This is a genomic window from Stenotrophomonas humi (assembly GCF_001431415.1).
Lineage (GTDB): Bacteria > Pseudomonadota > Gammaproteobacteria > Xanthomonadales > Xanthomonadaceae > Stenotrophomonas > Stenotrophomonas humi.
The window spans coordinates 201,436-208,835 of sequence record NZ_LDJI01000019.1 but is presented as its reverse complement, the minus strand read 5'-3'; the positions used below and the strand labels follow the sequence as shown (position 1 = coordinate 208,835).

At 64.9% G+C, this 7,400-nt stretch carries 6 protein-coding genes; 3 read left to right on the top strand and 3 right to left on the bottom strand.

All coding sequences use genetic code 11. The annotated features are described in order from the left end of the window. Window positions 1–227 precede the first annotated feature (227 nt). The gene (gene rimO / locus ABB26_RS10505; protein WP_057633829.1) at window positions 228–1,589 is read left to right on the top strand and encodes a 30S ribosomal protein S12 methylthiotransferase RimO; all 1,362 of its coding nucleotides are present in this window, start codon (window positions 228–230) and stop codon (window positions 1,587–1,589) included. Further along, window positions 1,586–2,419: a DUF3025 domain-containing protein gene (locus ABB26_RS10500; RefSeq protein ID WP_057633826.1), complete on the top strand. Its 834-nt coding sequence runs from the start codon at window positions 1,586–1,588 to the stop codon at window positions 2,417–2,419. The genes rimO and ABB26_RS10500 overlap by 4 nt, the downstream gene beginning before the upstream one ends. A 52-nt stretch (window positions 2,420–2,471) precedes the next feature. Here the strand turns inward: ABB26_RS10500 and ABB26_RS10495 are convergent, their stop codons facing one another. The 3 genes from ABB26_RS10495 to ABB26_RS10485 all read right to left on the bottom strand — a co-directional run bounded on the left by ABB26_RS10495 (window position 2,472) and on the right by ABB26_RS10485 (window position 5,671). Next, a complete protein-coding gene (locus tag ABB26_RS10495) occupies window positions 2,472–3,497 on the bottom strand; it encodes a DegV family protein (protein ID WP_245626189.1) in 1,026 nt (341 codons plus the stop codon). Window positions 3,498–3,654: 157 nt separating this feature from the next. Next, window positions 3,655–4,161 (bottom strand): transcription elongation factor GreB, encoded by a 507-nt coding sequence (gene greB, locus ABB26_RS10490; protein WP_057633822.1) that lies wholly within the window; start codon window positions 4,159–4,161, stop codon window positions 3,655–3,657. A gap of 4 nt (window positions 4,162–4,165) precedes the next feature. Further along, on the bottom strand, window positions 4,166–5,671 hold the full coding sequence (locus ABB26_RS10485; protein ID WP_057633868.1) for a helicase HerA-like domain-containing protein: 1,506 nt from the start codon (window positions 5,669–5,671) through the stop codon (window positions 4,166–4,168). 122 nt (window positions 5,672–5,793) lie between these two features. Here ABB26_RS10485 and ABB26_RS10480 point away from each other — a divergent pair, with 122 nt between their 5' ends. Next, complete coding sequence (locus ABB26_RS10480) at window positions 5,794–7,374, top strand: transglycosylase SLT domain-containing protein (RefSeq protein ID WP_057633820.1); 1,581 nt, start codon at window positions 5,794–5,796, stop codon at window positions 7,372–7,374. Window positions 7,375–7,400: the final 26 nt, after the last annotated feature.

Genomic DNA, 7,400 nt, shown 5'->3' with positions numbered 1-7,400 from the left:
GCGCCCCGGCCCTTGCGCTGGCGCAAGAGCGCTCAACGGGCTGCGGACCAGTGGTTCGCAAGCGAGCCCGCATCGCCCCGCAGGCGGGAGAGGGGCTTTTGAGTCGATCATTGTCTTGAGGTGGGCGCATTAAGCCAGTTGCAGGGCGCGGTGGCGGGTGACCGGTATAATCGCCCGCTTTCCGGCCCTGTGGTCATTCCGACCCCGGCCCTCAGAATTTCGTGAACATGTCCCAGCTGAACCCCAAAGTCGGCTTCGTCAGCCTTGGCTGCCCGAAGGCGCTTGTCGATTCCGAACGCATCCTCACCCAGCTGCGGGTCGAGGGCTACGACATCGTGCCGTCCTACGATTCGGCCGATGTGGTGGTGGTCAACACCTGCGGCTTCATCGATTCGGCGGTGGCCGAGTCACTGGATGCCATCGGCGAGGCGATGAACGAGAACGGCAAGGTCATCGTCACCGGCTGCCTGGGCAAGAAAGGGGACATGATCCGCGAGCACTACCCGGACGTGCTGTCCGTGTCCGGCCCGCAGGACTACATCAGCGTGATGGACGCCGTGCATGCGGCGCTGCCGCCCAAGCACAACCCGTTCGTGGACCTGGTGCCGGACTACGGCATCAAGCTGACCCCGCGTCATTACGCGTACCTGAAGATTTCCGAGGGCTGCAACCACCGTTGCAGCTTCTGCATCATTCCGTCGATGCGTGGCGATCTGGTGTCGCGCCCCGTGGATGAAGTGCTGCGCGAGGCCGAGCGCCTGGTGAAGGGCGGCGTGCGCGAGCTGTTGGTGGTGTCGCAGGACACCTCGGCCTACGGTGTGGACCGCAAGTACGCGCCGGGCACCTGGCGCGGCAAGGAATACGCCACCCGCATGAAGGCGCTGTGCGAAGGCCTGTCCGAGCTGGATGCCTGGACCCGCCTGCATTACGTCTACCCGTACCCGCACGTGGACGACGTGGTGCCGCTGATGGCCGAAGGGAAGATCCTGCCGTACCTGGACATCCCGTTCCAGCACGCCAGTCCGCGCATCCTCAAGCTGATGAAGCGTCCCGGCGCGGTCGACAAGACCCTGGAGCGCGTGCTGCGCTGGCGCCAGATCAGCCCGGACATCACCGTGCGCTCGACCTTCATCGTCGGCTTCCCGGGTGAAACCGATGCCGAGTTCGAGCAGCTGCTGGAGTTCCTGGATGTCGCCCAACTCGACCGCGTGGGCGCGTTCGCCTACTCGCCGGTGGACGGCGCCACTGCCAACGACCTGCCGGACCCGGTGCCGGAAGAAGTGAAGCAGGAGCGTCTGGCGCGCTTCATGGAGAAGCAGGCCGCCATCTCCGCCGCCAAGCTTGAATCCAAGATCGGCAGCGTGCAGCAGTGCCTGGTCGACGTGATCGAAGACGGCATCGCGGTGGCCCGCTCCAAGGCTGACGCGCCGGAAATCGACGGCCTGGTGCACATCCAGAATGCCGAGGAAGCCAAGCTGCGCATCGGTGATTTCGTCAATGTCGAGATCACCGAGAGCGACGATCACGACCTGTTCGGCGACGCCATCATCGAAACCGCCGACAAGCCATTCGACCTCAAGGTGCTGTGACCGGATCGGCATCTGCATCTGGCGCCGGCAAGCTCCGGCGCCGCTTCATCGCCCCGCCGCGCGGGGACGTGGCGCCAGCGTGTTTTCGACATCCGCTGTTTGCCGGCTTCAATGCGTACAAGGATTGGATGACGGCGCCGGACTGGCCTGGCATCGATGTGCTCAATGCCGGTATGTCCGTTCCTGATCGTTGCTTCGTTGCACAGGATGCGCTGTTGCTGGATGACGGCCTGCATTACGAGCAACGCATCCAGCAGGGCCGCATCGCCACGCGCCTGCACAATTGGCACGACCTGTTCAACGCGATGATCTGGGCACGCCATCCCGGCATCAAGTTGGCACTCAACGCACAGCAGTGCCGGCACATCGAGCAGATGGGGGCGGTTGAGCGCAACCGCGCCCAGCAGGCGCTTACCCAGTTCGATGAAACCGGCATCATCGTGCGGGTGCGTGACACGTCATTGCTCAGTGCCTGGGATCAGCACGACTGGGCGACGTTGTTCCATACCCACGCCGCGCACTGGCGCAACGGTGATATCGCCATCGCTGCGGTGATCGGTCATGCACTGATGGAACAGATGCTGGTGCCCGGGCGGCGGCTGGTCGGCAAATGCGTGGTGGTGCAGGGCGAGGACGATGTGGCCTGCGTAGCGCGCGTGGCCGAGGCGGTCCACGCCGGCGACGTCCTGGCTGCGCCGACGGAGTTGCGGCCACTGCCGCTGGCCGGCATTCCCGGTTGGCATCAACGACAGGATCTGGGCTTCTATGCGCAGGCCGATTACTTCCGGCCGCTGCGCGAAGGGCGCAGCTATCGTCCGGCAATGGCTTGAGGTGGGTTTCTCGCGGCGGTGATGCCGCGAGCTCGCAAGCTAAGCGCGATGGTCAGAACGCGGTGTCGTTGGTTTCGCTGGCGAAGGCCAGGGTCAGTCCGCCCGGGCCGATGTTCATCATCCCGGTGATGCTCATCGGCAGGATATGCAGGCTGACATTTTCCTGTTCGCAGGCCGTGCGCAGTTGGTCCAGTGCAGGTGAGCCGTGCAGATCCTGCAGCGGCCCCGCGTAGGACACGATCACGTGCGGGGCATGCAGGCCGTCGCGCACCCGGGTGGCGGCAAAGGCGAACAGGCGTGTCCAGGCGTCATCGCGTCCGCGGCATTTTGCGACCGGGCGGGTGTCACCCTGGCGGCCCAGTACGATGGGCTTGATGTCCAGTGCGCCACCCAACAGCACGCTGACCAGGCTGATGCTGCGATCGCCACGCACCCGTGAGCGGGCGCGCGCGTAGCCCAGGTTGTCTGGGACGTAGTAGGTGTGGGTGGCGTCGATGATGCGCTGCAGTTCGCCGCGGATGTCCTTGGCCGGCACCTGCGCGCGCAGCAGGTCCTGCAGCACCATGGCCGGAATGCCGGAGCCGGCGAACATGTTGCGGGTATCGATGACCCGAAACTGGAACGGACGGGCGATACCGTTTTCCTGGCGCGCCTCGCGGATGGCATTGGTCGCCAGCAGGCTGCCCTGGCTGGCGGCCTCGTAGATCGGGCTGCGGCTGGCGGTGATGGTCAGGCAATAGACGGAGTCATAGTCCAGCGCGAAGTGTTCCAGAAAGAGGCTGCTCATCTGTGCCGCATCCAGCGGCAGGGATTGTCCGGTGGCACCTTCGCCGTTGGCGTTCTCGCGCAGGTAGCGGGCGGTGGCGGTGGCGTCATGCTGGTCGATGTAGGTGGTGGTGCCGATCCGGATCGGAATCGGAATCACCGCCACATCCGCGCTGGCGAGAAAGGCGGGCGCCACATCGCAGGAGGCATCGATCACGATGCCGGTACGGGCCGGGCGGCGCGTGCTGTTGTTGAGCTCACCGCTTGCTGCGGCTTTTTCCGGGTCAAGCACCTGCATCTGGAGTCCTTTCACGATGGGCAACCGGAAAGAAAAAACATGCAGCACTATCGTTGGTCAAATACGCGGCGGTATGGTGCTGCCGGGCGCTTACATCCCCTTGATTCCACGGTGACGAAGCGATGGTTGCATGCGCCTGCGTATGTGCGATCTGCGCGGATTGGTGTTGATTTCAGTGCGATATGTAGCGGATGGACAACACCGCGAAGGTGTGCGGTCCGGCGGGCAGCTCCACGGTGAATTCGTCGTCGACACGCTTCTTCAGCAATGCACGCGCCAGTGGTGAATCGATACTGATCCAGCCAGCAGGTGCGTCCGTTTCGTCCGGGCCGACGATGCGATAGTTCAGCGTTTCACCCGAGTCCACATTCTCCAGTTCCACCGTCGCGCCAAAGAACACCGCGCCCGGATCACTCGGCCGGGTATCGACCACGCGCAGCGATTCCAGTCGTTTGCTCAGGTAACGCACGCGACGGTCGATTTCGCCCAGCTGCTTCTTGCGGTACGTGTACTCGGCGTTCTCGGAACGATCACCTTCCGCCGCTGCCGCTGCCAGTGCCTTGACCACTTCTGGCCTGCGCTGGCGCCACAGTTCATCAAGCTCGGTCTTCAGTCGCGCATGTCCCTGCGGGGTGATCAGTGCGGTGCTCTTTTCTGCAGGGGGTCGCCAACGACTCATGGGCTCAACGCTTGCCGCCAAAGATGCCGCCGAGAATGCCGCGCACGATCTGGTTGCCCAGTTTGGTGCCGACGGTGCGGGTGGTTTGCTTGGCCATGGTTTCGATCATGCCCTGGCGGCGCTTGGTGCCGAAGATCGCGTCCTTGATGCTCTGGCCAAAGCCACCTTCCTGGCTGTCGTCCTGCTCGCGGCTGCGGGCCTTCGGCGCGTCGGCTTTTTCAACGGCTTTTTCCGCGCGCTGGGCCAACAGTTCAGCAGCCGATTCGCGATTGACGGCGGCGTCATAGCGGGTGCCGACCGGGCTGCCGGCACGCACCTGCGCGCGTTCGGCGTCGGTGATCGAACCCATGCGGCAGCGCGGCGGTGCGATCAGGGTCTTCTGCACCGGCGAGGGGATGCCCTTGTCCTGCAGCGTGGAAACCAGCGCTTCGCCGGTGCCCAACTGCGACAGCGTGGCCACGACGTCCAACTTTGGGTTCTGCACGAAGGTTTCGGCGGCGGTCTTCACCGCCTTCTGGTCGCGCGGAGTGAAGGCGCGCAGTGCGTGCTGCACGCGGTTGCCAAGCTGGCCGAGGATGTTGCCTGGCACGTCGTCGGGGAACTGCGAGCAGAAGTACACGCCCACGCCCTTGGAGCGGATCAGGCGTACTACCTGTTCGATGCGCTGCACCAGCGCCGGCGGTGCGTCATCGAACAGCAGGTGGGCTTCGTCGAAGATGAAAACCAGCTTGGGCTTCTCCAGGTCGCCGACTTCCGGCAGTTGCTCGAACAGTTCCGACAGCAGCCACAGCAGGAAGGTGGAATACAGGCGCGGTTTGAGAATCAGCTGCGCGGCGGCGAGGATGCCGATCACGCCACGGCCGTCATGGTTGACGCGCATGATGTCGGCCAGTTCCAGGGCCGGCTCACCGAAGAAAGCTTCGCCGCCGTCCTGCGACAGTCGCAGCAGCGAGCGCTGGATGGCAGCCACCGATTGCGCGCTTACCAGCCCGTACTCGGTGGAGATGTCCTTGCGTTCCTCGGCTACCAGGTTGAGCAGGGCACGCAGATCGTCCAGATCGAGCAGCAGCAGGCCGCGGTCGTCGGCCAGTTTGAACACGATGTCGAGCACGCCGGACTGGGTGTCGTTCAATTCAAGAATGCGCGACAGCAGGGTGGGGCCCATTTCACTGACGGTGGTGCGGACCGGGTGGCCGAGCTTGCCGTACAGGTCCCAGAACACCACCGGGCTGGCCGCTGCGGCGTAATCCGCTACGCCGATGTCGGCCGCGCGCTGGGCCAGTTTCTCGCCGCCGTCGCCTGCGACCGCAAGGCCGGCCACGTCGCCTTTCACGTCGGCCAGGAACACCGGCACGCCCAGCCGCGAAAACCCTTCGGCCAGCGTCATCAGGGTCACCGTCTTGCCGGTGCCGGTCGCGCCGGCCACCAGGCCGTGGCGGTTGCCGAAACGCGGGAGCAGGGTGACGGCGATGTCGTCGGTGACGCCTTTGCCGAGCAGGATCGGGTCCATGGAGGCACTCATTGATGAATGAAGGGGGATTCTAACGGCCGACTGTATCGGTGCGGTGGCATTGTTGCCCCCGGACAAGTCCGGCGGCTACCCTGCCTGACCTTTCGCCTGCAGTGTCGCTGATGCCTGTTTCCCTGTTCTCGGTTCGTCCCTTGCCGCTGCTGGTGGCTGCCACGCTGTTGACCGTGATGCCGGCCGCACACGCCCTTTCCGCCCGTGACAAGGCCAAGGTGGATGCCATCGAGGCGCGCATGACCGCCGCGGAGAAGCGCTACAGCGATGCGTTGGTGCTGGTGACCAATGCCGATCCCAAGGGAACCCCGGAGGCCGATGCGGCGCTGGAGGACATGGAGGACGTGCTCACCGCGTGCATCGCGCAGAAGGGTTGCCAGGTCAGTGGCCTGCTCACCACCTACAAACGCCTGCTCAAGAAGCAGTCCGACGGCACGGGGGAGGACGTCGAAGAGGATGTCGGCCCGCTGGAAGCCGACCCGGACCATATCGCGCCACTGGTGGCCAATGTCCCAGAAGCCGCGCGCGCGGCGGCACTGTTGAACGACCATCGGCACGCGTTCGATGACATGGTCGAATACAACCCGGCGATCCAGGCCGGTATCCGCCGCTGGCTCACCGACATGCGTCCGTCGTTGCTGACCAGCTACGAGAACTACATGAACGTGCGTGCGGTGATGTGGCCGGAGTGGGAGAAGAACGCGCTGCCCGAAGCATTGCTGTTCGGCATCATGGCCAAGGAATCCAACGGTCGTGTGCATGCCTCCTCGCGTGTGGGCGCGGCGGGCCTGATGCAGTTCATGCCGGCGACCGGGCGCCGTTTTGGCCTGGGCCCGGACGGCACCGGCTTCGATACGCGCTTTGATCCACGCAGCGCTGCCGAGGCCAGTGCGGCCTACATGAATGAGCGCATGCGTGGGCTCAACAAGAACATCGAGTACGCCCTGGCGGCTTACAACGGCGGTGAAGGTCGCGCCGCCCGCATCTACCGCGAGGCGGGTGGGCAGAGCTTCTGGACCGATTCGGCCTACAACCAGTTTCCGGGCGAAACCAAGGACTACGTGCCGATGGTAATCGCCGCGGCGTGGATCTTCCTGCACCCGCAGCAATACGGCGTGGAGTTCCCGAAGATCAACGCCCAGCCGGCAACGATCCGCCTGGCCAAGTCCACCACCATCTACGAACTGACCATCTGCCTGGGCAGCACCGGCACCCGCGATGGCTACATGCGCGCGCTGCGCAACCTCAATCCGCGTTATGAAGCTGACGGCTGGATTCCGGCCGGGACGACCATCAATGCAACCACCCGCATCGCGGGTCTGTACAACCGCTACTGCGTGAGCGGCCCGCGTGCGGATCTGGCGCGTACGTTGATCACCGCCGATATCAATGCAGCGATCAAGCGACCGTCGGCGGCAGCATTCACCGGCAGCGTGGCAGTGGGCGATGTGCAGGCGCTGCAGGCAGCACAGGCCGCGCCCCCCGTCGCAACGCCCGCGCCACGTCCGGCACCCGCACCGGCCCGTCGTGCCGCTCGCAGCTACACCGTGGTGCGGGGCGACACCCTGGGCAGCATCGCCAATCGCTTCCAGTGTGCCGTTCCTGCATTGGCGCGTGCCAATGGCCTGCGCGCGCCGGCCTACGCACTCAAGCCCGGACAGAGTCTGAAGATGGAAGGCTGCCGCCGCTGAGTGTGGTGGGGCTGGACCAGAAAAGG